The sequence below is a fragment of the Bacillus sp. JJ1773 genome (genome assembly GCF_036962035.1).
GTDB lineage: Bacteria > Bacillota > Bacilli > Bacillales > Cytobacillaceae > Cytobacillus.
In genome coordinates, this window is record NZ_JBALNX010000159.1 from 1 (window position 1) to 2,981 (window position 2,981).

3 protein-coding genes are annotated in these 2,981 nt (G+C 28.3%); all 3 read right to left on the reverse strand.

Annotated elements, in window-relative coordinates:
• Positions 1 to 178: 178 nt before the first annotated feature.
• Entirely contained in the window at positions 179 to 1,297 is a 1,119-nt protein-coding gene (locus V7127_RS25780; RefSeq protein WP_335491119.1) for a hypothetical protein, read from the reverse strand.
• A gap of 54 nt (positions 1,298 to 1,351) precedes the next feature.
• Positions 1,352 to 2,233 (reverse strand): DUF2971 domain-containing protein, encoded by an 882-nt coding sequence (locus tag V7127_RS25785; protein WP_335491121.1) that lies wholly within the window; start codon positions 2,231 to 2,233, stop codon positions 1,352 to 1,354.
• A gap of 206 nt (positions 2,234 to 2,439) precedes the next feature.
• On the reverse strand, positions 2,440 to 2,670 hold the full coding sequence (locus tag V7127_RS25790) for a hypothetical protein (protein WP_335491124.1): 231 nt from the start codon (positions 2,668 to 2,670) through the stop codon (positions 2,440 to 2,442).
• Positions 2,671 to 2,981: the final 311 nt, after the last annotated feature.

Below are 2,981 nucleotides of genomic sequence, written 5' to 3' on the forward strand. Positions count from 1 at the left end.
ACTCAACTGTGATCTACTGTAACAGAATTTATTTTTATTAAATAATAGTATGTTTGACATTTTCGTAACTATTTTCTGCTTATCTATAACTTTTAATAAAGCACATTTTAATCAAACATAATTTCTAATTACTAGTAGATATTTAGTTATTAGACTATTATATAATGTGATCTTTATTTTATCTTAAAACTTCTAATTTAATATAAAATCCTAATGGTGAAGGCACTCGTGTCCAATTGTTTGTAGACTCAGCTTCTAAAGTTTTTAGTTGACCATTTTCTATTTGTTTTCTAAAATTTTCAGCCATAACCTTAAAATCCGACTCAGAAAATAACTTATTTATGAATTCTAGCTCCATACCTAATTCGACCTTTATTGCGTAAATTTCAGGATCAATAAACTCTGAATAGTCAACTCTATGGATAATATCAAGTTTCCTGAAAACTTTTCCATTCCATTCTTCTGTTGCTAAAACATTAATATCTTCTTTAATTTTTTCTAAAGTACTATCATTTAGTTTTTCATTTTTGGCTATACTGTTAGCCAACTTGGGAAACCCCAATAAATGTATACTAGATGCTATCTCACCAAGTATAATGCTTTCAATAATATCTTCCTTACTTACATTAGAAAAATTAAGTGGAAACTCCGGATCCTTTATTTTAAAAATCGCCTTTTCTGTATTTGAATATTGAGGAATAAATATACCTGAAACCAGACTTTGGTCTATAAATCCCGCTGGAGCTACAACATTACTCTTTTGATTAAAACCAGTATCTAACTGGGAATCTAGTTGTTTACTATCTTTTTGAGTGCCCTTACATTCTATTATGTGTAATTTGCCGTGAATATCAACAGCTATAAAATCAGGCGATTTATTAGGTCCCCTTTTCCCAGTTTTTCCTAAGCTTATACTCGGATGGTTTTCTACTATGTAATTTGTTGGACAAATAAATAATAGTTTAAGAGCTTTTGAAAGTATTGAAGAAGAGAAACCCATACCCATATCATCGCTCAATATAGTTTTTTGGTGCGAATCAAGTTCTTCCCACTCTTGTCTTAATTTAAGATCAGAGCTGTTTGAAACCGCTGGCAAATATCTTAACCAAGCCCACAAATCTCCTAGAGCAAAACCGTAACTTATAGGAAGACTAGTTCTTTTTGCAACATGAATTAATACTTCTAATAAGTCTATATACATATTAGATTTACTAGATAAGGTTGATATCCCAGTAGGAATAGGTTTGCCGAGCCATGACGCTATATCAATTGAAATATCTATATTACGTATAATCACTCTTATTCTCCTTTAAACAAAAAATTGATTTTGGGTTCTTTATGTTTATTTGATTTAACAATTCCTTAATAAGAAATCATAACTACTAGGATTCTGATAAACTTCTTTAAAGAGGATATCTGATTTACTATTCTCTTCTATAATTTTTCTTATTTTATCTCGATTTGATTTAATACAATTTAAACCAAATACAACCTCTGTTACATTTCCGTTTAATGGGAATAATCCATATTTTCCTTTTAAACCACGCCACTCTTTTTCATATTGCCACTCAGCTGTTTTCGTAAGCAATATTTCCTGCAAAGATGGATCATTAAAGGCAATTTCATACGTATTTTTTTCTTTATAAATTTTAAAAATTGAAAAATATTCGGTAAGATCAATTTTAGGAATGTCAGATGTTAAATTATAATTTACCATTTTATAATCATCACTTTTATAGTTATTTATACCAATTGCAATACCTTGGTGATTATTTGCATAATGTGACCACATTAAATTATTCAAGGGGTCTTCACTTAAACTTAAAATACCAGCATCCTCTATACTAGAGTGTATCGAATTTAAAAATCCTTCAGGATTAGTAAAACCTCTTCCTACCTTTTCTTGTAAAAACCTATTGATATATTTATATTTTCTCTCAATTCCTTTTTTACTTGCTATTTTCTTTTGTAATTTTTTTATTCCCGTATTATTCAATCCATAAAATAATGTATTACTTTTAAGTGCCATAAACATACTAAAAACAAATCCGGACATCTGATTCTCTTTTGTTTTATTTATAAAATCACTGGCTTGTGTACTTGTAATTTCTCTTAACAAGCCTTCATTTGGATCATTTAAACTAGCCACATTGGCGTACCAAATTTTATTTTCTTTTAATATATTTAGGGTATTATCATTTATAGCCCTATATTTGTATAAAACTTTGTTCACAACATCCAATCCTTTACTCTAAAGAAATACAATATACTAACAGATCTTAATAGGTTAACCAAAATTCTTTTTTCTAGAGTATATAAATTTCACAATACTGTTGAGAATCCTTTCATGGTTTTCACAGTCCCCAGTACAATATTCTCAATGTAATATTCAAAATGTATATTACATCCCTTCTGAAAAATCCATGTATAAAAATTTCATCAAAGTTGGTAATATGCAATACTAGGTTTTGCGATACCAATAAATCCTATTTTGTATTTCGTTGTCCCTCGTTGACCTTTTAGATGGTCATAATGGTTTTGATATGCAGCCATTTTATAAATTGTCGGAAATGAATTTAATATTTGCCTTTTGAAAATTAAATCCCTTAATTGCTTCTGCTTCATCATTATTGCAACTTTTCTAACTTCCGTTTCCTCTGTCATTCTCATGATCTTCACCAAATACATCTAATCTTTCATCTACTAATAATTCTCTATATTTATTGATACCAGATGTTATGTNNAATCCATATAGTTCTTTGCTTTTCTATCCCTAATTCGCGGTTTCGCTGTTTTCACATAATATGGAATCAAATATTCATTTATATTTTTTTCTAAATCATTTTTTAAATCTGTATATAAAATCAAATGATAATTCTGAAACCAATATTGTTCTTCTTTTTTTTCTTTTAATAAACCTATTTGTTTATTATTAAATAGTGAATCCTTTAAGTAAAATGAAATTAACAATTGATTATTAC

Bases quoted from the DNA above. Each gene is read 5' to 3' on its own strand.
- V7127_RS25790 (WP_335491124.1), bottom strand. From the start codon at position 2,670: ATGAGAATGACAGAGGAAACGGAAGTTAGAAAAGTTGCAATAATGATG.